The following is a 23,821-nucleotide window of genomic DNA, read 5'->3' as shown; positions in this document are numbered from 1 at the left end:
CCCGGACCCCGCCGCTCCCCGGGGGTCCGGGCCTTTCCCCTGGATGATCCCATGGTCGATGTCGCCTTCGGTCCCGAACCGGGCCGCCGCCCCAATCTTGTCGACCCGCAAGCTGCTTATCTGGACCTGGTCCGGCGCAAGCGGATGTATGGCGGCATCCTGCTGGTCGTTTTCGTGGCCCTTATGGCCTCGGGCTGGCGGCTGGCCGAGGACCGCAATGCAGGCGGGTTCCTCGGTGGCCTGGGCCAGCTGTTCGACTTTCCCGCCGAAGTCCTGGCCGAGGCCTGGGAGAAGCGGGCGCTTCTGCCTGCGATCTTCCGCGATCACATCCCCGCCCTGATCGAGACGCTGAACATTGCCGCGGTCGCCACGCTGACGGGGGCGATGGCCGCGATGGCGTTGTCGCTTCTGGCCACGCGGGGCCTTGCACGCTGGCCGCGCCTGATCCCGCTTTTCCGCCGCGCGATGGATGCCTTGCGGGCGATCCCCGAGATCGTCGTCGCGCTGGTGCTGATCTATATCCTGGGCGGCGGCCCGGTGCCTGCCGTCATCGCCATTGCGCTGCACACCGGCGGTGCCCTGGGCAAACTGTTCTCTGAGGTGGCCGAGAATGCTGACCTGAAGCCCGTCGAGGGGCTGGCCTCGGTCGGCGCCAGCTGGGGCCAGCGCATGTGGCTGGGCGTCATCCCCCAGGTTGCGCCGAACTGGCTGTCCTATGCGCTGCTGCGGTTCGAGATCAACGTCCGCGCCTCGGCCATCCTGGGTTTCGTCGGCGAAGGCGGCATCGGCCACGACCTGAAGATCGCGATGCAATGGGGGCAGGGCCGCTATGACGAAGTTGTCGCCATCTTCGCACTGCTGTTCCTGACCATCGTCCTGATTGACCAGGTTTCCGACCGCTGCCGCCACAAGCTGGTCAGGGGGAACTGAACCATGACCGCGTTGCCCGCACCCGCACCCGCACTTGCCGAGACGGTCACCCGCCGCTTCGCCGCCGGCCGCCGCATCGCCTTCGCGATCCCCACGGTGATCCTGGTCTATCTGGTCTATGCCGCGGTCAGCTTCGATATCACGGGTCTGGTGCAGCGCGCCCGCTTTGAAAATGCCGCGATCCTTCTGGGCGACTTCTGGTCGCACAAGACCCATGTCACCCGCGACAACCGCACCGGCCGCGTCACCATCGCCATCGAGGGCGAGGCCAAGGGCACCTATCCCGAGGGCATGGTGCCGGAATGGGTGGGCATTGCGGGCAATGTCACCACCATCGACCTCGGCGGGGGCCATGTCGTCACCTACGACGACCGGGGCGCGCGCTATGTCGTGCCCGGCTACGGCACCCTCGACATCCGGCCCGAGGGCGGCAAGCCTGTCCTCACCGCGCCCCGGCCGATCCCCGACTGGATCAGCGTGTCGGAAAACAAGGTCTCGGCCACCACCGCGGCCGGGCGCTTCAGCTACTCGCGCTCGAAGGTCGAGACCTTCCGATACGAGCCGGGCTGGGAGCTTTGGTTCTTCACCCTCGACAGCCCGTTCTACGGCAAGTCCTGGGGCGAGCTTCTGGCGCTGGCCACGACCGCCGACCGGATCGACCCCGCGCGGACGAACCTCGGCTACATGGCCCGCGAGTTCTGGACCAACAAGATGTGGCGGCACGGAGACGTGGCCTGGGCAATCTTCGAGACGATCCTCATGGCCTTCCTGGGCACCATGTCGGCCGCGCTGGTGGCCCTGCCGCTGAGCTTTCTCGCCGCGCGGAACTTCAACCCGCTCGGCCCGCTGCGCTTTGTCGCCCGCCGGGTCTTCGACTTCATCCGCGGGGTGGACGGGTTGATCTGGACCATCATCCTCAGCCGTGCCTTTGGCCCGGGGCCGATGACGGGCGCCATCGCCATCGCGATCACCGATTCCGGCACCTTCGGCAAGACCTTCTCGGAAGCGCTGGAAAACATCGACGACAAGCAGGTCGAGGGGATCCGGTCCACCGGCGCCAACGGCCTGCAGCGCGCCCGGTTCGGCGTGATCCCACAGGTGACGCCGGTGCTGCTGTCCCAGATCCTGTACTATCTGGAATCGAACACCCGCAGCGCCACCGTCATCGGCGCCATCGTTGGCGGCGGGATCGGGCTTTTGCTGACCCAGGCGATCAACACCCAGAAGGACTGGGAAGAGGTGGCCTACTACATGGTCCTCATCGTGCTGATGGTCATGCTGATGGACAGCCTCTCGGGCTGGCTGCGGCGCAGGCTGATCAAGGGGGCGTAAGATGCCGAAGCTTTCCGCCACCGAACCGCTGGTCCACCCCGGCTGCCTGATCGTCAACTCGACTTTCGGCGCCTGGTGCGAGGTGGGCGAGGGCAGCCGCGTCCTGAACTCCGGCTTCGGGGACTATGCCTATTGCGACCGGCTGTCCGACATCGCCAACACCAGCGTCGGCAAGTTCGCCAACATCGCCGCGATGACCCGGATCGGTCCGACCGATCATCCGATGGCGAACGCCAGCCTGCACCATTTCCTTTACCGCTCGACCCATTACTGGGACGACATCGCCGACGATGCCGAATTCATGGCCCACCGCGCCGGCCGCCGCACCGTGCTCGGCCCCGACTGCTGGCTCGGGCACGGGGTGATCGTGAAACCGGAGGTCACCATCGGTGCCGGCGCCGTCATCGCCTCGGGCGCGGTGGTGACCAGGGACGTGGCTCCCTACATGATCATGGCCGGGATCCCCGCTCAGCCGCTGCGCCGCCGCTTTGCGGCAGGCATCGCCGACCGGCTGCTGGCACTGGCCTGGTGGGACTGGAGCCACGACCGGCTGCGGGCTGCGCTGATCGACTTCCGCAGCCTGAGGGCCGAGGCCTTCCTGGAAAAATATCAGGGCTGATCCGCCACCGTCAGCGTGACCCGCTCGCCCGCGAACCAGGTCGTGCCCAGCTCTACCGGCGCCCCGGCCGGATCCACGTTCACCGCCACCGTCCGCATGACCGGCGCGCCTGGCCGCACTGCCAGTGCCACCGCCAGCACCGGATCGGCAAGCTGCGCCGTCAGCCGCGTCTCGGCGCGGGTGTAGTCGGTGAGCCCCGCGTCTGCGAGGGAGCGGGTGATCGAGCCCGTCTCGCGGACCGAGGCCAGCAGACCCGGAAACCGGGCGGCCGGAAACACCGACCGGAAGGCCGCAATCGGTTGATCATCCGCCAGGGACACGCCCTCGACCACATGCACCGCATCGCCCGGCTTCAGACGAAGGATTCTGGCTTCCCCGGGATCGCAGGGGCGCGTCTCAGCCCTGTTGATGCGGCGCGAGGGGGTCTGCCCGGCCGCAAGCACGTTCTGGTGAAAGCGGACCCGCCGACCCAGCGGATAGTCAGTCGGCCGCGGAGCCACGAAGACCCCTGCGCCCTGCCGGGAGTGGACGAGGCCACGCTCGGCCAGCGCGGCCAGCGCATGGCGGACGGTGTGGCGGTTTACCCCGAACCGGGCCGCCAGCGTCGCCTCGGTCGGCAGCCTGTCGCCGGGGCGGTAGTGACCAGCGGCGATCTCTTCGGTCAGCGCCGCCGCGATGGCGGACCAGATGGCTTCCTTCAAGGGCTTATCCCGTCATGAAAAATTCACAACTCTCCGGTTGGCCGATGGCCCACTGTCAGGTATTATTTGTATAGTTGTCTAGTATTCTAGACAACCCCCTTAACCTGTCGAGATGAAAATGACCGACGCCCCACCTCTGGCCCGCAAGACCTGGATGGCCGCGCTTGCCAAGGCTTCGCCGGTGCGGCTGGCTGCGCTTGTGCCGGACCTTCCCGTGCATACTGTTCTTCGCCAGCCCGAGATCGGCGCGGTGATGGTGCGGGGGCGGGTCGGGGCGACCGGCGCGGCCTTCAACCTTGGCGAGATGACGGTCACGCGGGCCTCGGTCCGGCTGGTCTCGGGCGAAGTGGGGCATGCCTGGGTGCAGGGCCGCGACAAGGGCCATGCGCTGCGGGCGGCGGCAGTGGATGCGTTGATGCAGACCGACCGGGCCTCCGACCTGATGTCGCGGGTGCTTCAGCCGCTGGAGGCCGAAGCCGGGGCCGCCCGTGCGATCCGCGCTGCGAAGGCCGCAGGCACAAAAGTCGATTTCTTCACCATGGTCCGGGGAGAGGACGAATGATCGCTGACGCGCTTGAGGGCGGATTCGCCGAGGCCCCCGTCCAGTCCGCCCGCGCCTTCCGCGAGATTTTGGAAGCGATGGCGCGCCCGGGCACGATCCGGCGGGTCCAGGGGGCGACACCGCCCGCCCCCCTGTCCATCGCGGCAGGCGTGGCGCTTCTGGTCCTTACCGACCCGACGACACGCCTGCACCTCGCGGGCGAGGCCGACTGCCCTGCCGTGCGCGACTGGGTGGCCTTCCACATCGGCGCGCCGCTGGCCAAGGCCGAAGACGCGGATTTTGCGGTTGGCCCCTGGGAGGCGCTGCAACCAGTCTCGCGCTTCCGGATCGGCCAGCCCGACTATCCCGACCGTTCGGCCACGCTGATCGTGGAATGCGACCGGCTGGTCAACCACGGCCCTGCGCTGACCGGCCCGGGGATCGGGGCGGCAACCTGGCTGAACCTGCCCGAAACCGCGGCCTTCCGCGCCAACCGGGCGCTGTTCCCGCTGGGCTTCGATACGCTTTTCACCGCCGGCGACCGCATCGCCGGCCTGCCCCGGTCCACCCGCGTGGAGGCGATCTGATGTATGTGGCCGTGAAGGGTGGCGAACGCGCCATCGACAATGCGCATCAGTGGCTGGCCGAGGAGCGCCGGGGCGATCCTTCGGTGCCGGAGCTGACGATCCCCCAGATCCGCGAGCAGATGCGGCTCGCGGTGAACCGGGTGATGGCCGAGGGTTCGCTCTACGATCCCGACCTTGCGGCGCTGGCGATCAAGCAGGCGCGGGGCGACCTGATCGAGGCGGTCTTCCTGATCCGCGCCTATCGCACCACCCTGCCGCGGCTGGCCGCATCGCGGCCGGTGGACACTGGTGCCATGGTGATCGACCGGCGGATCAGCGCGACCTTCAAGGACCTGCCGGGCGGACAGGTGCTGGGCCCGACCTTCGACTACACGCACCGGCTTCTGGATTTTGCGCTGATGGCCGAGGGCGGTGCGCCTGCCCCTGGCGCCCCCACGACCGGGGCGTCCCCCACGGCGCATGTCCCGCATGTCACCGGCTTCCTGAACCGGGACGGACTGATCGAAGCCGCCTCACCCGACGATACCCCGCCGCCAGACCTGACCCGCCAGCCGATGGAGCTTCCAGCCGGCCGGGCGCTGCGGTTGCAGGCCCTGGCGCGCGCGGACGAGGGGTTCGTCCTGTCGATGGCCTATTCCACACAGCGCGGCTATGGCCGCACCCATGCCTTCGTGGGCGAGCTGCGGATCGGCCGCGTGGCGGTCGAGGTCGATATCCCCGAGCTGGGCTTCGCGGTCGGGATCGGCGAGATCGAGCTGACCGAATGTGAGACGGTGAACCAGTTCAGGGGCTCGAAGACCGAACCGCCGCAGTTCACCCGCGGCTATGGGCTGGTGCCGGGCCAGTCCGAACGCAAGGCCATAGCGATGAGCCTGGTGGACCGGGCATTGCGCTGGCAGGAGCTGGGCGAGGACTTCACCGGCGCCCCGGCGCAGGACGAGGAGTTCGTCCTGATGCACTGCGACAACATCCAGGCCACCGGGTTCCTCGAACATATCAAGCTGCCGCATTACGTCGACTTCCAGGCCGAGCTGGAACTGGTCCGCAAGCTGCGGGCCGAGGCCCAGGCGATGCAGGAGGCGGCGGAATGACCTGCCGCACCATCCTTCACGGGGGCAATTGCCATGTCTGACCTTTCGCCGCAGGACGCTTACAATTTCGCCTATCTCGACGAGCAGACCAAGCGCATGATCCGCCGGGCGATCCTGAAGGGCATCGCGGTGCCGGGTTGTCAGGTGCCCTTCGCCAGCCGCGAGATGCCGATGCCCTATGGCTGGGGCACCGGCGGGGTGCAGGTAACGGCGGCCTGCCTTGTGCCCGAGGACCGGCTGAAGGTCATCGACCAGGGGGCGGACGATACGACGAACGCCGTCTCGATCCGCCGCTTCTTTCAGCGCACCGCCGGGGTTGCGACCACCGGGGCGACGGGCGAGGCGACCGTCATCCAGACCCGCCACCGCATACCCGAAACGCCGCTGACCGAAGGCCAGATCCTGGTCTTCCAGGTGCCGATCCCCGAACCCCTGCGCTTTCTGGAACCCCGCGAGACCGAGACGCGGAAGATGCACGAGCTTGAGGAATATGGGCTGATGCATGTGAAACTTTACGAGGATGTCGCGCGGCATGGTCAGATCGCGACCGCCTATGCCTATCCGGTGAAGGTGGAGGGGCGCTATGTCATGGACCCATCGCCGATTCCGAAGTTCGACAATCCGAAACTTTCCGGCAGCCCGGCGATCCAGCTGTTCGGCGCAGGGCGCGAGCAGCGGATCTACGCCCTGCCGCCATGGACCGGGGTGGTGAGCCTGGATTTCGACGACCATCCGTTCGAGACCTCGAAGGCGCCACACGACTGCGACCTCTGCGGTGCGAAGGACAGCTATCTGGATGAGGTGATCACCGACGACCAGGGCGGGCGGATGTTCGTCTGCTCGGACACTGATTACTGCGCCGGGCGACGGGCGCGGGGCATGAAGGGGCGTCTCTGGGCGCCCGAGCCGGAGGGTGCGGCATGACGGTGATGGAGAAGGTGGCTGCCACCGACCAGCCTTTGCTGAAGGTCGAGGGGCTGACCAGGCGTTATGGGCCGCGGATCGGCTGTGCCGACGTGTCCTTCGATCTCTACCCGGGCGAGGTGCTGGGCATCGTCGGCGAAAGCGGGTCGGGCAAGTCCACGCTGCTGTCCTGCCTTGCGGGCCACCAGCGGGCGGACCTTGGTCGCGTCAGCTACGACGGCCGTGACGTGCTGGCGATGGCAGAGACCGAGCGCCGGCGGCTTGGCCGCACCGACTGGGCCTATGTCCACCAGAATCCGCGCGACGGGCTGCGCATGGGTGTCAGCGCGGGCGGCAACGTCGGCGAGCGGCTGATGGCGGTGGGGGCGCGGCACTATGGGCAGATCCGCGGCAAGGCCGTGGACTGGCTGGGCAGGGTCGAGATTGCCGCCGACCGGGTGGATGACCGGCCCTCGGCTTTCTCGGGGGGGATGCAGCAGAGGTTGCAGATCGCGCGGAACCTCGTCACCTCGCCGCGGCTGGTGTTCATGGACGAGCCCACAGGGGGCCTCGATGTCAGTGTGCAGGCGCGGCTTCTGGACCTTCTGCGCGGGCTGGTGCGGGACCTCGGCCTGTCGGTCATCATCGTGACCCACGACCTCGCCGTTGTGCGGCTGCTGGCGCACCGGCTGATGGTGATGAAATCGGGCCGGGTGGTGGAGCAGGGCCTGACCGATCAGGTGCTCGACGATCCGCAGCACGCCTATACGCAGCTTCTCGTCTCCTCTGTCCTTCAGGTGTAAGCCCATGATCCGCATCGAGAACCTGTCGAAGTCCTTCACGCTTCACAACCAGGGCGGCGCCGTCATCCCGGTGATGGCCGGGGCCGCCCTGGCTGTGAATCCGGGGGAATGTGTCGGCCTGACCGGCCAGTCCGGCGCGGGGAAATCCACCCTGATGCGGATGGTCTGCGGCAACTACCTGGCCGCGGGCGGGCGGCTTGTGGTCGGGGATCTCGACGTGGTTCGGGCAGAACCGCGCCAGATCATCGCGCTCCGCCGCCATACCCTGGGCTATGTCAGCCAGTTCTTGCGTGTAGTCCCCCGTGTGCCGACGCTGGACGTGGTGGCAGAACCGCTCCTGGCAATAGGCACCCCGGCCGAACCGGCACGCGAGCGTGCGGCTTGTCTGCTGCAACGGCTGAACATCCCGGAACGGCTGTGGTCGCTTTCGCCCACCACCTTCTCGGGTGGCGAGCAGCAGCGGGTGAATATCGCCCGCGGTTTCGCCCATGCCTTTCCGGCATTGCTTCTGGACGAGCCCACCGCCAGCCTCGACGCCGCCAACCGTGAGGTCGTCCTGACCCTGATCGAAGAGGCCAGGGCCCGCGGCGCAGCGATCCTGGGCATCTTCCACGACGAGGGCGCCCGTGCCCGGGTCTGCGACCGGCTGGTCGATGTGACCGGTTTCACCCCGCGGGCGGCGGCATGATCTTCGCCATCGTTGGACCATCGGGCGCGGGGAAGGACACGCTGATCCGCGGTGCGCTTGCGGCCCGGCCCGACCTGCACCTTGTCCGCCGGGTCATCACCCGTCCGACAGAGGCCGGGGGTGAGGATTTCGAGGGGGTCACCCCCGCCGAATTCGCATACCGCCGGGCGCGCCGCGACTTCGCCCTGACCTGGGAGGCGCACGGCCTGTCCTACGGCATCCCGAGGGACCAGGCGGACGGCCCCGGCGATGTGATCTTCAATGGCAGCCGCGCTGTCCTGCCTCGGGCGGCGGCGGTTTTTCCCGGCCTCCGCGTCATCCTTGTCACCGCGCCTGCCATTGTCCTGGCCGCACGCCTTGCCACGCGGGGGCGCGAGAGAGCAGATGACATCCGCGAGCGTCTCTCCCGTGCTGCTTTCGGGATGCCCGAGGGGATCGCCTTCCAAACAGTGGTGAACGACGGCTTACCCGAGGACGGCATCGCGCGGCTGCTTACCTTGCTTCAGCCGGTGAGGGCGTAGCGGTGGAGAAGGTGGAAGCGGCCCGAAGGGTCCTCGCCAAACAGGCAGAGATCCTCGATCGCAAAGGGCCTGGGCAGCACGGGGGCAAAGTGGGTTTCCAGCGCCTCGCGGACGGGTTCGGGATGGTCGAGCCGGTCGGTCAGCGTAAGGTGGAAGCGGAACTCCTCCATCACATGCGGATAGCCCCAGCGGTCCAGAAGCTGACGCTGGCGGGGCGAGAGACGTTCCGGGTGGCGCCGGGCGATTTCGGCCTCGGTCAGGGGCGCGCGCAAATCGTCGGTTCCTTCGACCACCCTTGCCGCGAAGTTGGACAGTGCCGCCTTGCAGCCGACCGGGGTCAGCGCCAGAAACCCGTGCAGGATCTCAAGCCGCAACCCCTCGCAGACCACCGGCGCCAGCCGCGCGGCAAGCATTGCCACACGGTCGAGGATCATCTCCCCGCTCACGCCCCCGGCGGGGCGGAAGGGCGCGCGGAGCGTGCCGTGGAACCCGTAGCGCCTTGGCTCGGAGGTCAGGGTATGGGGGTCGCCGACGCCCGCCAGCACCGGCTGCGGCAGAGCCTGGCCGGTGGCCGGATCGCGGCCCAGCCATTCGTTGGCCCGGCAGGCAAAGGTCGGCTCGCGCGGGGAGTAATAGACGGCGTAACGCTTCATCTTGTCCATTCGGGCTGGGGTAGCGGGATTTTGTCACGCCGGTGTGACGGGACCATGTCAGCAGAGGCCATCCCGCTGCGGGTCGCAAGCCAATCGAGGACAACATGACCAGCGAAACCATCCTTGCCAACGCCGCCCTGGTCCTTCCGGGCGAGATCCTGCGCGGGCAGGTGCGGATCCTGGACGGCAGGATCGCGGAAATCGCCCAAGGCAGCGATCTGCCCCGCGGCGCCGAGGATTGCGGCGGCGACCTGCTGATGCCCGGTCTCATCGAACTGCACACGGACAACCTGGAGCGACACATCGAACCTCGCCCCAAGGTCGACTGGCCCCATGCTGCCGCAATCATCGCGCATGACGCAGAGCTCGCCAGCGTCGGGATCACCACGGTCTTCGACGCCCTGCGCGTCGGATCCGTCGTGTCGAATGCCAGGGCTAACTATGGCGAATATGCCCGGGCGCTGGCCGACGAGATCCTGGGCCTGCGGACCGCTGGTGCGCTGAAGATCAGCCATTTCCTGCATCTCCGCGCCGAGGTCTGCTCGGAAACCCTGGTCGGAGAGCTGGACAAGTTCGGCCCCGAGGACCGGATCGGCATCGTCAGCCTTATGGACCACACGCCGGGTGAGCGGCAGTTCCGCGACCTGACGCAGCTGCGCAGGTATGTCATGGGGAAGCACGGCATCAGCGATGCCGAATTCGAGACCCATGTCGCCACGCAGAAGGCATTGTCCGCCCGCCACGGCGCCATCCACGAAGCCGCGGCCGTCTCGGCCGCCCGCCGGTATGGCGCGGTTCTGGCCAGCCATGACGACACGGAAGTCTCGCATGTCATCCGCTCGGCCGGGCATGGCGTGCAGTTCGCCGAGTTTCCCACCACCGTCGAGGCGGCCCGAGCCTGCAAAGAACACGGCATCAAGGTGATGATGGGTGCGCCGAACCTGATCCGCGGCGGCAGCCATTCCGGCAATGTCGCCGCCGCCGATCTGGCCGAGGCCGAGCTTCTGGAAATCATCTCCTCCGACTACGTGCCATCGTCGCTCCTCTCGGCGGCGCTGATGCTCGGCGACCTCTGGGGCGACCTCTCCCGTGGTGTCGCGACCGTCACGGCGGCCCCCGCAGAGGCTGTCGGCCTGTCGGATCGCGGAAAGATCGAGCTGGATGCAAGAGCGGACCTGGTCCGCGTTTCCAGGGTCAGCAATGCCGAATCTGTGCGCGGCGTCTGGGTCCAGGGACGTCGTGTCGCCTGAAGTCACGTTGGTCCTCGCCCCTGTCACGCTGAGAGATTGGTGGCTTCCGAGCAGTATGACTTTGCCCGGCTCATCTTCGACATCGGCTATTCGCCAGTCCGCGAGGTGGCGCTCAGCAAGCGGGCGACAGTCCCGCTCGGCCTCAACATCGCGACTCTGCGGTCGGACGGGTGGGTTATCACCATCCGCGCCAACTCGGATTCGCCCATCTGTTACATCCTGCGGCCTGACGAAGTGAACGCTCACGCCGGGCAGGGTAAGAAGGGCGGGGCATGGTGCAGGAAGCGCCTGCGCCCGGGCCCTGATCCGTGATCATACAGGGCGAGTCAGTGAATTGCGCTGGCTCGCCAGTTCCGCACAGTCTTGCGCTAAACATTTTCGCAGTTCACGACATGCGCCGATCCCGTTGCGGTGCGCCTATAAGCGACTGTTTTTGCAGAAAAATAGTGGTGAGCCCGACAGGATTCGAACCTGTGACCCACTGATTAAAAGTCAGTTGCTCTACCAACTGAGCTACGGGCCCACGCCGAGAGCGTTTAAGGAAGGTGAGTCAGAGCGTCAACCCCTCGCGCATTGATTTCTTCACGAAAACTTCGGCGCGATTATTCCGCCCCGGGCCGGGCGTGCCGCGCGGTGCGAAACGGATCGGCGGTGGCGTTGCGAAGGGCAACCCGGGGCCGGGAACCGGCCTCCTTGTCATGTTCGCGGCCAGAAAAGTCGTCAGATCGACCTTGCAGGGGGCTTTACCTTCTGCCCGGCCAGAACGGCGATCAGCGCCGGAGCGCGGAGGAGCAGGGGGCAAGGACGCCACCGCGCCGGATCGGGTGAGAAGAGGTCCGGCCTGCGCTGTGTCCTGTCGGAAATCCAGATGTTCAGGCAAGCTCTGCGCATGGGAGTGGACGCAACCCCGGCCTGCCGGGCGAAGAAAGCGGCATCCTCGGCGGTGAAACGGCCGGGGCCGACGGGAAGAGGGGTGGCTGCGTTCCTGCTCCTGACCGGCAAGATCCGGCGCCTTGCCGGTCAAAGCCCTGTTTCACGAAACATGACCCGGCAGTATCCCGCCATCATGCTCCGGGTCGCGCAGGAGGCGATGGAATGGCCGGGCCGCACAAACCGGCGCCGCCACCCTTACGGGGAGGGAGGATTTTCTTGCCTCGGGTCCGGCTTGACCCGCGGGGGCGGGCCAACCATCCTTATCCCATACATCTGTGAGGTTTCCCCATGCGCCGCCTGTTGCTGGCCCCCGTTCTGGCCACCGCCTTCGCCGTCCTTCCCGCTTCGGGGCAGGCCGATCCTCTGGCCCTCTCGCGCGAGATCGGCACGAGCGGGATCGCCGCCACCGCAGCGCGGCTCTCGGATCTGCCCGCGCCATCGCCGGAAGAGTTGTTCGCTGCCGCCGGGCTGCGGTTCCTGGGCGGGATCGAGCAGGCGCTGCAACTGCGCTGGCAGACCGGGCTGGAAGCCGACTGGTCGGAACTGCCGATCCTGCGGCTGCCGATCCCGGCCAATCCCTCGCCCCGCCCCTTCACCGGCGCCGATCTGGAGGCGATGCTGCAAGGCGTCTCAGACCGGATGGAAGCCGCCCGCGAGCCCCTCGGCCGGATCGACGGGGATTTCGGGCTGGAGATCGACCTCGCCGATCTGTGGTTCGACATCAACGCGAACGGCGCACGCGATCCGGGCGAGGATCTGACCGAGGTCGCCGGAATCGCGCTCGGCCTGCGCGGCATGGGGGCGGCGGCGCCCGGCCAGGTGGTGATCCGCTTCGACGGCTCGGACGCGGCCTGGCTGGAGGCCTACAGCCATCTGCTGGGCGGCCTGTCGAAACTGGCGCTTGCCTATGGCCCGGCCGAAGCCGCAGACCGCATTCTGAACGCGACGGAGCAGATGCACGCGCTCTGGGGCGACACGCCGCCGCCGAACGCCTGGGATATGATGTTCGGCAAACAGGTCGACCGGATCGCGATCATCCTCAAGGCTCTGGAACAGAAGCCCGACGCCGCCCTGGCCGCCAGCGCCTACACCGATTTTCAGGCGGTGATCGCCGCCAACCGCCGGTTCTGGACCCTGGTCATGGCCGAGACCGACGACGACCGCGAATGGGTGCCGAACGAGGGCCAGACCTCGGCCCTTGGCATCCGGCTGCCGCCGGGGACCATCGCCCATTGGCAGGGCGTGCTGGCCGAGGCCGAACAACTTCTGCAAGGCGAGATCCTGATGCCGCACTGGCGCTACGGCGCCGAGGCCGGGATCAGCCTGAAGAAACTGTTCGACGATCCGCCGCCGGTGGATCTGGTGGGAATGATCCAGGGCGAGGCGCTTTTGCCCTATGCCGAAAAGGGCAGGATCATGTCGGGCCAGGCATGGAGCGATTTCGAGCGGCTGATGCAGGGCGAAGCGGTTCTTTTCGCGGTATTCTTCAACTGACCGCTGCTGACCGGCGGCGGGCGAATCACCCTTTCGGAAACCCGCCGCCGGCATAAGTGATCACAGCTTTCCAACTGTGATCACGCGCAGAAAAATCGTGATCACAAAGCGGGGAATTTCGCCGGGAAAGCCCCCGGGGCGGTGCTTTTGTTTTGCTTATGCGCATTTCCGTGCCAGAAGAGCGCCGAATTCATCACCGGATACGGAACCGCCCCATGAACATCCACGAATATCAGGCCAAGGCGCTTCTTCGCTCATACGGCATCCCGGTTTCCGACGGGCGGGTCGTGCTGAAAGCCGAAGAGGCCAAGACCGCGGCGGGCGAGCTGGACGGACCGCTCTGGGTGGTGAAGTCGCAGATCCACGCCGGGGGCCGCGGCAAGGGCTCGTTCGTTGAGGCCGAGGCCGGCGAGAAGGGCGGCGTGCGCCTTGCGAAATCGGTCGAGGAAGCCGCGGAATTCGCCCGCCAGATGCTGGGCCGCACCCTTGTGACCGTGCAGACCGGCCCGGCCGGCAAGCAGGTGAACCGCATCTATATCGAAGACGGTTCGGATATCGAGCGGGAGTTGTATCTGGCGCTGCTGATCGACCGCAAGACCAGCCGCGTCTCGATCGTCGCCTCGACCGAGGGCGGGATGGATATCGAAGAGGTCGCGCATTCGACCCCCGAGAAGATCCTGACGATCACCGTCGATCCGGCCACCGGATTGCAGGATTTCCACGGCCGCCGCGTCGCCTTCGCGCTGCAACTGAAGGGCGCGCAGGTCAAGCAATGCGTCGGCATCGTGAAGAACCTCTACAAGCTGTTCATGGACAAGGACATGGACATGCTGGAGATCAACCCGTTCTGCGTGCTGAAGGACGGCAGCCTGAAACTGCTCGACGCCAAGATGGGCTTCGACGGCAATGCGATCTACCGCCATCCCGACATCGCAGCTTTGCGCGACGAGACCGAGGAAGACCCGAAAGAACTCGCCGCGTCGAAGTTCGATCTGAACTACATCGCGCTGGATGGCGAGATCGGCTGCATGGTGAACGGCGCGGGCCTTGCCATGGCGACGATGGACATCATCAAGCTCTACGGCGCGGAACCGGCCAACTTCCTCGACGTGGGCGGCGGCGCCACCAAAGAGAAGGTGACCGAGGCCTTCAAGATCATCACCTCTGACCCGAACGTCAAAGGCATCCTGGTGAACATCTTCGGCGGCATCATGCGCTGCGACATCATCGCAGAGGGCGTGATCGCCGCGGTGAAAGAGGTCGGTCTCCAGGTTCCGCTGGTGGTGCGTCTGGAAGGCACCAATGTGGAACTGGGCAAGAAGATCATCAACGACAGCGGTCTGAACGTGATCGCCGCCGACGACCTGTCGGATGCGGCGCAGAAGATCGTCAGGGCGGTAAAGGGCTGAGCGGGCCATGATGCGGCGCGTCACCGGCAGCAAGGGGCGTCAGGGGGCCGCGCGCGGCATCCTCGGGCTGCTGGCTGCGCTGGCCGCCGCGCCGCTCTGCGCCCAGGGCTCGGGTGGCCTCGATCCCCTGCTGGCGGATCTGGCCGGCTCCGATCCGCAGGCCCGGCTGGGTGCTGCCTATGCCGCCTGCCTCGCGGGTGACGGCGACAGCGCGAAGACCGATGCGATTTTCACCGGCGCCGGATGGGACCGGATCGCAGAGCCGGAAATGGGCGTCGTGGAGTTCACCGGCCCCGACCGCCGCCAGTTCGCGATGATCCAGGATGTGGACGGGTTCTGCATGGTGCTGGACGAAGGCACCGGCACCGACGCGGCGCGCATCGTCCTGAACGGCGTGGTCGCGGCGGCGGGATATCAGTCGAAACCGGTGCAGCAGCCAGGCGGCGACTGCCCGCTGACCGAACTGAAGCCCGGGCTGGTGGCGGAACTCACCTCGTCGGGCAACGACCCGGTCTGCGAGACGCCCGGCAGCAGCGGTGTCCGCTTCAGCTGGGAGACAGCAGAATGACGTTCAACAGTATCACCCGTAACGAAGGACAACACCCCATGCGGATGGCCCTTGCCGCCCCGGCCCTGACCCTGCTGCTCGCGCTTGCGGGCTGCGCCGGATCAGGGGCCGAGGATCTGAACGAACCCGGGCGGGTCTGCGCCGAACAGTCGGCCTGGGCGCAATCGGGCCGCACGGACGGGCGCGACATCACCATCACCTGCCCGTAAGGGCCGGGTGACGGATCGGAACAGAGGCGGCGGCACGGCGGGTCCGGGCGGCCGGTGAAAGAGACATTTTCTGCAAGGAGGCCCGGATGGCCGTTCTCGTCGACAAGCACACCAGGGTGATCTGCCAGGGCATCACCGGCAGCCAGGGCACGTTCCACACCGAACAGGCCATCGCCTATGGCACACAGATGGTCGGCGGCGTGACCCCCGGCAAGGGCGGCTCGGAACATCTGGGCCTGCCGGTGTTCGACAGCGTCCACGACGCGGTTGAGAAGACCGGCGCCGATGCGACCGCGATCTACGTGCCGCCGCCCTTCGCCGCGGATTCGATCCTGGAAGCGATCGACGCCGGGATCCCGCTGATCGTCTGCATCACCGAGGGCATCCCGGTTCTGGACATGATGCGCGTCAAGCGCGCGCTGATTAACTCAAAATCGCGGCTGATCGGGCCGAACTGCCCCGGCGTGCTGACGCCCGACGCCTGCAAGATCGGCATCATGCCGGGCTCGATCTTCAAGCGCGGCTCGGTCGGCGTGGTGTCGCGCTCGGGCACGCTGACCTATGAGGCGGTGAAGCAGACCACCGATGTGGGCCTTGGCCAGTCCACCGCCGTGGGCATCGGCGGCGATCCGATCAAGGGCACCGAGCATATCGACGTGCTGGAGATGTTCCTTGCCGATCCGGAAACCACCTCGATCATCATGATCGGCGAGATCGGCGGCTCGGCCGAAGAGGAAGCCGCCGAATTCCTCGCCTCCGAGAAGAAGAAGGGCCGCTGGAAGCCGACCGCGGGCTTCATCGCCGGCCGCACCGCGCCTCCGGGCCGCCGCATGGGCCATGCCGGCGCCATCGTCGCCGGCGGCAAGGGCGATGCCGGATCGAAGATCGAGGCGATGAAATCCGCCGGTATCATCGTGGCCGAAAGCCCCGCCACCCTGGGCGAGGCGGTGCTGAAAGCGATTAAGGGCTGACCATGGGACCGGCGCGGGCCATAGCGGCCGGGTCTTCCCCGGCCCGCGAGGCTCCCGGAGCGGCGCTTCGCCCCGGCACAGCCACTGCGTTCCGCGCCGCCCCTCTTCCGGCCATTTCTCTGCGCCGCGCCGCCGGACTCCGGGAACCGGACCGGCGGCCCGTCTCTTCTGTCTCTGCCCCTTCCCGGACCCAATCCAACCGATACGGCCCCGTTCCGTCTGAGGTAACCCCATGACCGACCAGTCCCCCAATGCGCAATTCCAGGCCTCCTCCTTCATGGACGGGGCCAATGCGGGATATATCGACCAGCTCCAGGCCCGCTATGCGGCCGATCCGAACAGCGTCGATGCCGCCTGGGCCGAGTTCTTCCGCGCCCTCGGCGACAGCGAGCAGGATGCCGCCCGCGCCGCCTCGGGGCCGTCCTGGGCGCGCATCGACTGGCCGCCCGCGCCCACCGACGATCTGACCGCCGCGCTGACCGGCGAATGGCCCGTGGCCGCCCCGAAAGAGGGCAAGGCCGCCGGGGCGAAGATCGCCGCCCGCGCCTCGGAACAGGGCGTCAATCTGACCGAGGCCCAGTTGCAGCGCGCGGTGATCGATTCCATCCGCGCGCTGATGATCATCCGCGCCTACCGGATCCGCGGCCATCTGGTCGCCGATCTCGATCCGCTGGGCATGCGCGAGCAGACGCCGCACCCGGAACTCGACCCGGCCTCCTACGGCTTTTCCGAGGCCGACATGGACCGGCCGATCTTCATCGACAACGTGCTGGGCCTGACCCATGCCTCGATGCGGCAGATCATCGACATCCTGAAACGCACCTATTGCGGCACCTTCGCGCTGCAATACATGCATATCTCGAACCCCGAGGAAGCCTCCTGGCTGAAAGAGCGGATCGAGGGCTACGGCAAGGAAATCGCCTTCACCCGCGAGGGCCGCCGCGCCATCCTCAACAAGCTGGTCGAGGCCGAGGGCTACGAAAAGTTCTTGCACGTCAAATACATGGGCACCAAGCGCTTCGGCCTTGACGGCGGCGAGGCGCTGATCCCGGCGATGGAGCAGATCATCAAGCGCGGCGGCCAGCTCGGGGTGCGCGATATCGTGATCGGCATGCCGCACCGCGGCCGGCTGAACATCCTCGCAAATGTGCTGGCCAAACCCTACCGGGCGATCTTCAACGAATTCCAGGGCGGCAGCTACAAGCCCGAGGATGTCGATGGTTCGGGCGATGTGAAATATCACCTCGGGGCCTCGTCGGACCGCACTTTCGACGGCAATACCGTCCACCTGTCGCTGACCGCCAACCCCTCGCATCTGGAGGCGGTGAACCCGGTCGTTCTGGGCAAGGTGCGCGCCAAACAGGACCAGCTCAACGATACCAGCGAGCGCGCCGCGGTGCTGCCGATCCTGCTGCATGGCGATGCGGCCTTCGCGGGCCAGGGCGTGGTGGCGGAATGCCTTCAGCTGTCCGGCATCAAGGGCCATCGCACCGGCGGCTGCCTCCATATCATCGTGAACAACCAGATCGGCTTCACCACGGCGCCGCATTTCAGCCGCACCTCGCCCTATCCGACCGATATCGCGCTGATGGTCGAGGCGCCGATCTTCCACGTCAACGGCGATGATCCCGAGGCCGTGGTCCATGCCGCGCGCGTGGCGATCGAGTTCCGCCAGAAGTTCCACAAGGACGTGGTGATCGACATCTTCTGCTACCGCCGCTTCGGTCACAACGAAGGCGACGAGCCGATGTTCACCAATCCGGCGATGTACAAGAGCATCCGCAAGCAGAAGACCACACTTCAGCTTTACACCGACCGTCTGGTGGCCGACGGGCTGATCCCCGAGGGTGAGATCGAGGATATGAAGGCCGCCTTCCAGGCCCGGCTGAACGAGGAATACGAGGCCGGCAAAGAGTTCAAGCCGAACAAGGCCGACTGGCTGGACGGCCGCTGGAAGTCGATGAACCGCCGCGGCCAGGATTACCAGCGTGGCCAGACCTGGATCAGACCCGAGACCATGGCCGAGATCGGCGCCGCGCTGACCCGGGTGCCGGAAGGGTTCGACATCCACAAGACCGTCGCCCGCCAGCTTGAGGCCAAGAAGGCCATGTTCGAGACCGGCCGGGGCTTTGACTGGGCCACCGCCGAGGCTTTGGCCTTCGGATCCTTGCAGACCGAGGGCTTCCCGGTGCGCCTTTCGGGCCAGGACTGCACCCGCGGCACCTTCAGCCAGCGCCATTCCGCCTTTGTCGATCAGAACACCGAAGAGCGCTACTATCCGCTGAACCACATCCGCCCGGGCCAGGCCCGTTACGAGGTCATCGACTCGATGCTCTCGGAATATGCGGTGCTCGGGTTTGAATACGGCTATTCGCTGTCCGAGCCGAACGCGCTGACGCTGTGGGAAGCCCAGTTCGGCGATTTCGCCAATGGCGCGCAGATCATGTTCGACCAGTTCATCAACTCGGGCGAGAGTAAATGGCTGCGCATGTCGGGCCTTGTGGTGCTTCTGCCGCACGGGTTCGAGGGGCAGGGGCCCGAGCATTCCTCGGCGCGGCTGGAGCGTTTCCTCCAGCTTTCGGCCGAGGACAACTGGATCGTGGCGAACTGCACCACGCCGGCGAACTATTTCCACATCCTGCGCCGGCAGATGCACCGCGACTATCGCAAGCCGCTGATCCTGATGACGCCGAAATCGCTTTTGCGCCATCCGATGGCGATCTCGGATGCCGGGGATTTCACCGAGACGTCGACCTTCCACCGTGTCCTCTGGGACGATGCGCAGAAGGGCCACTCCGAGCTGAAGCTGAAGGCCGACGATCAGATCCGCCGCGTGGTTTTGTGCTCGGGCAAGGTCTATTACGATCTGCTCGCCGAGCGCGACGCGCGCGGGCTGGACGACGTTTACCTTCTGCGGGTGGAGCAGCTTTATCCGGTGCCGACCGTCGCGCTGACGCTGGAACTGACCCGGTTCCCGAATGCGGATTTCGTCTGGTGCCAGGAAGAGCCGAAGAACCAGGGCGCCTGGTTCTTCATCGAGCCCGAACTGGAGACGCTGCTGACCAAAATCCGCGGCACCGGAACCCGCGTCTCTTATGCGGGCCGTGTGGCCTCGGCCTCGCCTGCCACGGGTCTCGCTTCGCGCCACAAGGCCGAGCAGACCGCGCTGGTCGCCGCCGCTCTGGCGGTCTGAACCCTTTTGCCCCTCATGGGTTCGCTCATGAGGGGGCTGCCGCAAATGCCGACTGACGCCCCGCATGATGCCCGTGGGCTTAGGAGTGAAGAAAATGACTGACGTTATGGTCCCCGCCCTGGGCGAATCCGTTTCCGAGGCCACCGTTTCGACCTGGTTCAAGAAGGTCGGCGATGTGGTGAAGCAAGACGAGATGCTGTGCGAACTGGAAACCGACAAAGTGTCGGTCGAGGTTCCCTCGCCGGTCGCGGGTGTGCTGGCCGAGATCATCGCGCCCGAAGGCGCGACCGTCGCCGCCAATGCCCGGCTCGCCATCGTCTCGGAAGGCGCCGTGGCCGAGGCCCCGGCGGCGAAGGCCGAACCCAAGGCCCGGGCCGCGGCCGAGGTCGGCTCGCCCGGCGCGGGCCCCGAGCAACTGACGCCGCGCGCCGATATCGAGGACGCGCCCGCGGCGAAGAAGGCCATGGCCGAGGCCGGGCTCTCCCGTGATCAGATCCAGGCCACCGGCCGCGACGGCCGGGTGATGAAGGAAGACGTCTCCCGCGCGGTTTCGGGCGCCCCCGGCGCTGCGGCAGCCGCTGCCGCCCCCGCACCGGCCCCGACCGCGATCCCGCGCGCCCCGGTTCCGGCCGACGATGCCGCCCGCGAAGAGCGCATCAAGATGACCCGCCTGCGCCAGACCATCGCGCGCCGCCTGAAAGACGCCCAGAACACCGCCGCCATGCTGACCACCTATAACGAGGTGGACATGTCGGGGATCATGTCCCTGCGCAACGAATACAAGGACCAGTTCGAGAAGAAGCACGGCGTCAAGCTCGGCTTCATGTCGTTCTTCGTCAAGGCCTGCACCCATGCGCTGAAAGAGGTGCCCGAGGTCAATGCCGAGATCGACGGCACCGATGTCGTCTACAAGAACTACGTCCATATGGGCGTGGCGGTGGGCACGCCCTCGGGCCTCGTGGTGCCGGTGGTGCGCGACGCCGATCAGATGGGCTTTGCCGCCATCGAGAAGAAGATCGCCGAACTCGGCATCCGCGCCCGCGACGGTAAGCTGACCATGGCCGAGATGCAGGGCGGTTCGTTCACCATCTCGAACGGCGGGGTCTACGGCTCGCTGATGTCGTCTCCGATCCTGAACCCGCCGCAATCGGGGATCCTCGGCATGCACAAGATCCAGGACCGGCCCGTGGTGGTCGGCGGCCAGATCGTGATCCGGCCGATGATGTATCTGGCGCTTTCCTACGATCACCGCATCGTCGACGGCAAGGGCGCCGTGACCTTCCTCGTCCGCGTCAAAGAGGCACTGGAAGATCCCCGCCGCCTGCTGATGGATCTCTGATCCCCTTGCCGTGCCGGGGCGGGCCTCCGGCGCGGCGCTTCCCTGTCGGGCATCGGAAAGCGCGTCCATGTCACCAGTTCCAGCACAGCCCGGCCGCAGCCGGCGCGCCATCGTCTCTTCGATGCGTAACGAAGGGCTGTGGCTGCTGGAATGGCTGGCCTATCACAAGGCGATCGGTTTCGATCCGATCTTCGTCGCCAGCAACGACTGCACCGACGGCTCGGATCTGATGCTGGCGCGGCTTGACGAGATGGGTGAGGTGATCCACCTGCCCCATACCCCGCCCGAAGGCGTCTCGCCGCAGGAGGCAGGCTGCGATCTGGCGCTGGCGCATCCCGCCATGGCCGAGGTCGAATGGCTTCTGCATATCGACGCCGACGAATTCCTGAACGTCACCTGCGGCCAGGGCCGGGTCGGCGACCTGCTCGCCGCCGTGGGCGAAGCCGACTGCATCACCATCACCTGGAAGATGTTCGGCTCGGGCGGGCGGCGGCTCTGGGAGGGCGGCGGGGTGCTCGACAGCTTTACCCTTGCCGAGGGGCGCCTGCGCCGCCAGCGCCAGCCCCTGGGCAAATGCCTGTTCCGCCCCGACCGTTTCGGCCGGATCTTCGCGCATCTGCCCAAAGCGCCCCGCAGCGCCGATGTCGTGCTGAAGAACACCAAAGGCGAGCCGATGCCCGCCGGGGCGCTGTTTCACGACCGGCTGGTGCGCCACAAGGCCGCGCCTCCCCGGCTGTTCACCTGGCAGAATGCCGCGATCAACCATTACGCCATCCGCTCGCTCGACGTGTTCCTGCTGAAGAACCACCGCGGCGACGGGCTGGGGATGGAGCATCAGAAATACCTTTGCGGCTCGCCGTTCTGGATCAACGCCGACCGCAACGAGGCCCCGGACGAGACCATCCTGCGCCATCTGCCCGCAACGCAGGAGATCCTCGCGCGGCTGCGCGCCGATCCGCGGCTGGCACAGCTCGAAGCCGGGGCGTTTGAGGCTTTCCGCGATCTGCGCCAGCGCCTGCTGATCGAAGAAACCCGCTACGGCTGGAACGATCCGCCACCCACCGTTGCGGAAGAAGAGCCGGAGGAGGAAAGATGACCACCGAACTGACCGCCCTGACCTGCGCCGTTCTGGTGCAGATCGCCGCCATCGGCCTCGCCGGGGCGCAGATGAACCGCGAACTCGGCCCGCGCTACAATGCCGGCCCGCGAGACCGGGCGCCCGAGGGCTCGCCGCTTCTCGGCCGGCTTCGCCGCGCGGTGGCGAACGGCAGCGAAGGCCTCACCCTCTTCGCGCCGCTCGTGCTGGCGGTGGTGATCTCCGGCCAGACCTCGGCGCTGACCGCGACCGCCGCCTGGGCCTATGTCGCCGCCCGCATCCTCTATATCCCCGCCTATGCGCTCGGGCTCACGCCCTGGCGTTCGGTGATCTGGGGGATCGGCTTTCTCGCCATCCTAGCCCTCGCCGGGGCGGCCCTGTTCGGCGCCCCCGCCTGAAAGGCCCCGATATGATCGAAGCCGCCCCACAGCCCTTCTTCCTGTTCGGCCTCGCCGACCCGTTCTCGCTGATGGCAATGCTCATGCAGCTGCTGTCCTGATATTCACCCTGATGCAAATATCCCGCGGGGGTCCGGGGGCGCGAAGCCCCCGGCCTTCCGGATCCAGAGGAGACCACCCATGGCAGAGTTCGACGTAATCGTGATCGGCGGCGGCCCCGGCGGCTATGTCGCGGCGATCCATGCCGCCCAGCTTGGCCTGAAAACCGCCTGCGTCGAAGGGCGCGAGACGCTCGGCGGCACCTGCCTCAACATCGGCTGTATCCCGTCGAAGGCGCTGTTGAACGCCACCCATCACCTGCATGAGGTGCATGAGAATTTCGAGAAGATGGGCCTGATGGGCGCCTCGCCTAAGGTCGATTGGGAACGGATGCTGCGCTACAAGGACGATGTGGTCTCCGGCAACACCAAGGGCATCGAATTCCTGTTCAAGAAGAACAAGGTGACCTGGCTGAAGGGCTGGGGCTCGATCCCCGCCGCGGGCCAGGTAAAGGTCGGCGACGAGGTTCACAGCGCGAAGAACATCATCATCGCTACCGGCTCGGTGGCCTCGGTGCTGCCCGGCATCACCGTCGATGAAGAGGTGATCATCACCTCGACCGGCGCGCTGTCCTTGCCGAAGATCCCGAAGTCGATGGTGGTGATCGGCGCCGGCGTGATCGGGCTTGAGATGGGTTCGGTCTATGCCCGCCTCGGCGCGAAAGTGACGGTGGTCGAATATCTCGACGCCATCACCCCCGGGATGGACGCCGAGGTCGCGAAGAGCTTCCAGAAAATCCTGAAAAAGCAGGGCATCGACTTCGTGCTCGGCGCCGCCGTCCAGGTGGTCGAGCGCACGAAGAAGGGCGCGAAGGTCGCCTGGAAGCTGCGCAAGAACGACGCCGAAGGCGAGATCGAGGCCGATGTGGTGCTGGTCGCCACCGGCCGCAAGCCTTACACCGAGGGGCTGGGGCTGGAAGCGCTCGGCGTCGAGATCCTGCCCCGCGGCCAGATCAGGGTGGACAGCCACTGGCAGACCAATGTCCCCGGTCTCTACGCGATCGGCGACGCGGTGCCGGGGCCCATGCTGGCGCACAAGGCCGAGGACGAGGGCATGGCGGTGGCCGAGATCATCGCCGGCAAGCACGGCCATGTGAATTACGACGTGATCCCCGGCGTGATCTACACGACGCCAGAGGTCGCCAGCGTCGGCAAGACCGAGGAACAGCTCAAGGAAGAGGGCCGCGCCTATAAGGTGGGCAAATTCCCCTTCATGGGCAACGCCCGCGCGAAAGCGGTGTTCCAGGCCGACGGTTTCGTGAAGCTGCTCGCGGACAAGGACACCGACCGTATCCTCGGCTGCCATATCATCGGCCCGGGCGCGGGCGATCTGATCCACGAGGTCTGCGTGGCGATGGAATTCGGCGCCTCGGCCCAGGATCTGGCGCTGACCTGCCACGCCCATCCGACCTATTCCGAGGCCGTGCGCGAAGCCGCGCTGGCCTGCGGTCTGGGCGCGATCCACGCCTGATCCCGGGCAGAACAGGAAAGGGG

The 23,821-nt window shown here is 66.8% G+C and carries 23 protein-coding genes, 1 tRNA gene and 1 pseudogene; 22 read left to right on the top strand and 3 right to left on the bottom strand.

Translation table 11 applies throughout. The features are described 5' to 3' along the window. Positions 1–51 precede the first annotated feature (51 nt). Genes phnE (XINFAN_RS06485) through XINFAN_RS06475 form a run of 3 tightly spaced genes read left to right on the top strand, consistent with a single transcriptional unit; the run spans position 52 to position 2,881 of the window. Positions 52–930 (top strand): phosphonate ABC transporter, permease protein PhnE, encoded by an 879-nt coding sequence (gene phnE, locus XINFAN_RS06485; protein ID WP_124085678.1) that lies wholly within the window; start codon positions 52–54, stop codon positions 928–930. A gap of 3 nt (positions 931–933) precedes the next feature. Further along, positions 934–2,262, top strand: coding sequence for a phosphonate ABC transporter, permease protein PhnE (gene phnE, locus XINFAN_RS06480; RefSeq protein WP_124085677.1), 1,329 nt, complete (start codon positions 934–936; stop codon positions 2,260–2,262). Between the two features lies 1 nt (position 2,263). Then, positions 2,264–2,881: an LbetaH domain-containing protein gene (locus XINFAN_RS06475; RefSeq protein WP_124085676.1), complete on the top strand. Its 618-nt coding sequence runs from the start codon at positions 2,264–2,266 to the stop codon at positions 2,879–2,881. Here XINFAN_RS06475 and phnF read toward each other — a convergent pair. Continuing rightward, complete coding sequence (gene phnF, locus XINFAN_RS06470; protein ID WP_124085675.1) at positions 2,872–3,582, bottom strand: phosphonate metabolism transcriptional regulator PhnF; 711 nt, start codon at positions 3,580–3,582, stop codon at positions 2,872–2,874. The two genes, XINFAN_RS06475 and phnF, sit on opposite strands and share 10 nt — an antisense overlap. Before the next feature lie 112 nt (positions 3,583–3,694). Between phnF and phnG the strand changes: the two genes are divergently transcribed. From phnG to phnN, 7 genes are read left to right on the top strand one after another with little or no spacing between them, the layout of a single operon-like run. Then, positions 3,695–4,144: a phosphonate C-P lyase system protein PhnG gene (gene phnG / locus XINFAN_RS06465; protein WP_435530857.1), complete on the top strand. Its 450-nt coding sequence runs from the start codon at positions 3,695–3,697 to the stop codon at positions 4,142–4,144. Then, complete coding sequence (gene phnH / locus XINFAN_RS06460; RefSeq protein ID WP_124085673.1) at positions 4,141–4,710, top strand: phosphonate C-P lyase system protein PhnH; 570 nt, start codon at positions 4,141–4,143, stop codon at positions 4,708–4,710. Before phnG ends, phnH begins: the two co-directional genes overlap by 4 nt. Continuing rightward, positions 4,710–5,801, top strand: a complete 1,092-nt coding sequence (locus tag XINFAN_RS06455; protein ID WP_124085672.1) for a carbon-phosphorus lyase complex subunit — start codon at positions 4,710–4,712, stop codon at positions 5,799–5,801. Before phnH ends, XINFAN_RS06455 begins: the two co-directional genes overlap by 1 nt. Positions 5,802–5,834: 33 nt before the next feature. Further along, positions 5,835–6,725 (top strand): alpha-D-ribose 1-methylphosphonate 5-phosphate C-P-lyase PhnJ, encoded by an 891-nt coding sequence (locus tag XINFAN_RS06450; protein WP_124085671.1) that lies wholly within the window; start codon positions 5,835–5,837, stop codon positions 6,723–6,725. Positions 6,726–6,730: 5 nt separating this feature from the next. Continuing rightward, positions 6,731–7,507 carry a phosphonate C-P lyase system protein PhnK gene (gene phnK / locus XINFAN_RS06445; RefSeq protein WP_435530858.1) on the top strand — a complete coding sequence of 259 codons (777 nt, stop codon included), beginning with the start codon at positions 6,731–6,733 and terminating at the stop codon, positions 7,505–7,507. Positions 7,508–7,511: 4 nt separating this feature from the next. After that, complete coding sequence (gene phnL, locus XINFAN_RS06440; RefSeq protein WP_124085669.1) at positions 7,512–8,195, top strand: phosphonate C-P lyase system protein PhnL; 684 nt, start codon at positions 7,512–7,514, stop codon at positions 8,193–8,195. Further along, a complete protein-coding gene (gene phnN / locus XINFAN_RS06435) occupies positions 8,192–8,716 on the top strand; it encodes a phosphonate metabolism protein/1,5-bisphosphokinase (PRPP-forming) PhnN (RefSeq protein ID WP_124085668.1) in 525 nt (174 codons plus the stop codon). Before phnL ends, phnN begins: the two co-directional genes overlap by 4 nt. On the opposite strand, the gene XINFAN_RS06430 is transcribed toward phnN, so the two are convergent. Continuing rightward, positions 8,698–9,369, bottom strand: a complete 672-nt coding sequence (locus XINFAN_RS06430) for a DUF1045 domain-containing protein (RefSeq protein WP_354002128.1) — start codon at positions 9,367–9,369, stop codon at positions 8,698–8,700. The genes phnN and XINFAN_RS06430 overlap by 19 nt on opposite strands. Before the next feature lie 104 nt (positions 9,370–9,473). Between XINFAN_RS06430 and XINFAN_RS06425 the strand changes: the two genes are divergently transcribed. Next, positions 9,474–10,619, top strand: coding sequence for an alpha-D-ribose 1-methylphosphonate 5-triphosphate diphosphatase (locus XINFAN_RS06425; RefSeq protein ID WP_124085666.1), 1,146 nt, complete (start codon positions 9,474–9,476; stop codon positions 10,617–10,619). Positions 10,620–10,658: 39 nt separating this feature from the next. Then, positions 10,659–10,931, top strand: a complete 273-nt coding sequence (locus tag XINFAN_RS06420; RefSeq protein WP_124085665.1) for a hypothetical protein — start codon at positions 10,659–10,661, stop codon at positions 10,929–10,931. A 135-nt stretch (positions 10,932–11,066) separates the two neighbouring features. Here XINFAN_RS06420 and XINFAN_RS06415 read toward each other — a convergent pair. Further along, a tRNA-Lys gene (locus XINFAN_RS06415) sits at positions 11,067–11,142 on the bottom strand. Positions 11,143–11,840: 698 nt separating this feature from the next. Between XINFAN_RS06415 and XINFAN_RS06410 the strand changes: the two genes are divergently transcribed. The 10 genes and pseudogenes from XINFAN_RS06410 to lpdA all read left to right on the top strand — a co-directional run bounded on the left by XINFAN_RS06410 (position 11,841) and on the right by lpdA (position 23,798). Then, positions 11,841–13,046 carry a hypothetical protein gene (locus XINFAN_RS06410; protein ID WP_124085664.1) on the top strand — a complete coding sequence of 402 codons (1,206 nt, stop codon included), beginning with the start codon at positions 11,841–11,843 and terminating at the stop codon, positions 13,044–13,046. A 215-nt stretch (positions 13,047–13,261) separates the two neighbouring features. Continuing rightward, a complete protein-coding gene (gene sucC / locus XINFAN_RS06405; RefSeq protein ID WP_124085663.1) occupies positions 13,262–14,455 on the top strand; it encodes an ADP-forming succinate--CoA ligase subunit beta in 1,194 nt (397 codons plus the stop codon). 7 nt (positions 14,456–14,462) lie between these two features. Then, the gene (locus tag XINFAN_RS06400) at positions 14,463–15,023 is read left to right on the top strand and encodes a hypothetical protein (RefSeq protein WP_124085662.1); all 561 of its coding nucleotides are present in this window, start codon (positions 14,463–14,465) and stop codon (positions 15,021–15,023) included. Further along, the gene (locus tag XINFAN_RS06395) at positions 15,020–15,232 is read left to right on the top strand and encodes a hypothetical protein (RefSeq protein WP_124085661.1); all 213 of its coding nucleotides are present in this window, start codon (positions 15,020–15,022) and stop codon (positions 15,230–15,232) included. Before XINFAN_RS06400 ends, XINFAN_RS06395 begins: the two co-directional genes overlap by 4 nt. 86 nt (positions 15,233–15,318) lie before the next feature. Next, on the top strand, positions 15,319–16,203 hold the full coding sequence (sucD, locus tag XINFAN_RS06390; RefSeq protein ID WP_124085660.1) for a succinate--CoA ligase subunit alpha: 885 nt from the start codon (positions 15,319–15,321) through the stop codon (positions 16,201–16,203). 232 nt (positions 16,204–16,435) lie between these two features. Continuing rightward, positions 16,436–19,396 (top strand): 2-oxoglutarate dehydrogenase E1 component, encoded by a 2,961-nt coding sequence (locus XINFAN_RS06385; RefSeq protein WP_124085659.1) that lies wholly within the window; start codon positions 16,436–16,438, stop codon positions 19,394–19,396. 76 nt (positions 19,397–19,472) lie between these two features. Then, positions 19,473–20,735 (top strand): annotated as a pseudogene (gene odhB / locus XINFAN_RS06380) (2-oxoglutarate dehydrogenase complex dihydrolipoyllysine-residue succinyltransferase); the annotation flags it as partial. Between the two features lie 67 nt (positions 20,736–20,802). Beyond that, positions 20,803–21,831 (top strand): glycosyltransferase family 2 protein, encoded by a 1,029-nt coding sequence (locus XINFAN_RS06375; protein ID WP_124085658.1) that lies wholly within the window; start codon positions 20,803–20,805, stop codon positions 21,829–21,831. After that, the gene (locus XINFAN_RS06370) at positions 21,828–22,229 is read left to right on the top strand and encodes an MAPEG family protein (protein WP_124085657.1); all 402 of its coding nucleotides are present in this window, start codon (positions 21,828–21,830) and stop codon (positions 22,227–22,229) included. Before XINFAN_RS06375 ends, XINFAN_RS06370 begins: the two co-directional genes overlap by 4 nt. A gap of 180 nt (positions 22,230–22,409) precedes the next feature. Beyond that, a complete protein-coding gene (gene lpdA, locus XINFAN_RS06365; RefSeq protein WP_124085656.1) occupies positions 22,410–23,798 on the top strand; it encodes a dihydrolipoyl dehydrogenase in 1,389 nt (462 codons plus the stop codon). The last annotated feature ends 23 nt before the right edge of the window (positions 23,799–23,821 follow it).

The sequence above is a fragment of the Pseudogemmobacter humi genome, assembly GCF_900609055.1.
In the GTDB taxonomy this organism is placed as follows: Bacteria; Pseudomonadota; Alphaproteobacteria; order Rhodobacterales; family Rhodobacteraceae; genus Pseudogemmobacter; species Pseudogemmobacter humi.
This window is presented reverse-complemented; position numbering and strand designations above follow the sequence as displayed.

Bases quoted from the DNA above. Each gene is read 5' to 3' on its own strand.
- XINFAN_RS06375 (WP_124085658.1), top strand. From the start codon at position 20,803: ATGTCACCAGTTCCAGCACAGCCCGGCCGCAGCCGGCGCGCCATCGTC.
- sucD (WP_124085660.1), top strand. From the start codon at position 15,319: ATGGCCGTTCTCGTCGACAAGCACACCAGGGTGATCTGCCAGGGCATC.
- XINFAN_RS06455 (WP_124085672.1), top strand. From the start codon at position 4,710: ATGTATGTGGCCGTGAAGGGTGGCGAACGCGCCATCGACAATGCGCAT.
- phnE (WP_124085677.1), top strand. From the start codon at position 934: ATGACCGCGTTGCCCGCACCCGCACCCGCACTTGCCGAGACGGTCACC.
- XINFAN_RS06385 (WP_124085659.1), top strand. From the start codon at position 16,436: ATGACCGACCAGTCCCCCAATGCGCAATTCCAGGCCTCCTCCTTCATG.
- phnK (WP_435530858.1), top strand. From the start codon at position 6,731: ATGGAGAAGGTGGCTGCCACCGACCAGCCTTTGCTGAAGGTCGAGGGG.
- lpdA (WP_124085656.1), top strand. From the start codon at position 22,410: ATGGCAGAGTTCGACGTAATCGTGATCGGCGGCGGCCCCGGCGGCTAT.
- XINFAN_RS06370 (WP_124085657.1), top strand. From the start codon at position 21,828: ATGACCACCGAACTGACCGCCCTGACCTGCGCCGTTCTGGTGCAGATC.
- XINFAN_RS06395 (WP_124085661.1), top strand. From the start codon at position 15,020: ATGACGTTCAACAGTATCACCCGTAACGAAGGACAACACCCCATGCGG.
- sucC (WP_124085663.1), top strand. From the start codon at position 13,262: ATGAACATCCACGAATATCAGGCCAAGGCGCTTCTTCGCTCATACGGC.
- phnH (WP_124085673.1), top strand. From the start codon at position 4,141: ATGATCGCTGACGCGCTTGAGGGCGGATTCGCCGAGGCCCCCGTCCAG.
- XINFAN_RS06410 (WP_124085664.1), top strand. From the start codon at position 11,841: ATGCGCCGCCTGTTGCTGGCCCCCGTTCTGGCCACCGCCTTCGCCGTC.
- phnE (WP_124085678.1), top strand. From the start codon at position 52: ATGGTCGATGTCGCCTTCGGTCCCGAACCGGGCCGCCGCCCCAATCTT.
- XINFAN_RS06475 (WP_124085676.1), top strand. From the start codon at position 2,264: ATGCCGAAGCTTTCCGCCACCGAACCGCTGGTCCACCCCGGCTGCCTG.
- phnG (WP_435530857.1), top strand. From the start codon at position 3,695: ATGAAAATGACCGACGCCCCACCTCTGGCCCGCAAGACCTGGATGGCC.
- XINFAN_RS06430 (WP_354002128.1), bottom strand. From the start codon at position 9,369: ATGAAGCGTTACGCCGTCTATTACTCCCCGCGCGAGCCGACCTTTGCC.
- phnN (WP_124085668.1), top strand. From the start codon at position 8,192: ATGATCTTCGCCATCGTTGGACCATCGGGCGCGGGGAAGGACACGCTG.
- XINFAN_RS06450 (WP_124085671.1), top strand. From the start codon at position 5,835: ATGTCTGACCTTTCGCCGCAGGACGCTTACAATTTCGCCTATCTCGAC.
- XINFAN_RS06400 (WP_124085662.1), top strand. From the start codon at position 14,463: ATGATGCGGCGCGTCACCGGCAGCAAGGGGCGTCAGGGGGCCGCGCGC.
- XINFAN_RS06425 (WP_124085666.1), top strand. From the start codon at position 9,474: ATGACCAGCGAAACCATCCTTGCCAACGCCGCCCTGGTCCTTCCGGGC.
- phnL (WP_124085669.1), top strand. From the start codon at position 7,512: ATGATCCGCATCGAGAACCTGTCGAAGTCCTTCACGCTTCACAACCAG.